This window comes from Lyngbya sp. CCY1209 (assembly GCF_055795065.1).
The window spans coordinates 1-251 of the sequence record NZ_JAYFER010000331.1 but is presented as its reverse complement, the minus strand read 5'-3'; the positions used below and the strand labels follow the sequence as shown (position 1 = coordinate 251).

1 protein-coding gene is annotated in these 251 nt (G+C 44.2%); it reads left to right on the top strand.

The window, feature by feature from the left end; translation table 11 throughout:
* Positions 1-251: group II intron maturase-specific domain-containing protein (locus AC0QHF_RS09560; protein ID WP_324703978.1), on the top strand; the 251-nt coding region annotated here is incomplete at both ends.

Sequence of the window (251 nt, the reverse complement as noted above, 5' to 3'; positions counted from 1 at the left end):
CAATCAAAGCCCACACCGAAAAGGTTAAAGAGGTGATTAAGAAACACAAAACATCACCTCAAGCCGCCCTGATTAAAGAACTCAACCCCATCATTACAGGATGGACAAGGTACTATTCAGGGGTAGTCTCCTCGGAGATTTTCGGAAAGCTAGATAAAACACTCTGGCAACAATTACGGGCATGGGTAGTGTCACGATGCGGAAATGCCAAATACAAAACGCTCAGGAAATACTTCCGAACAGGAAAAGTG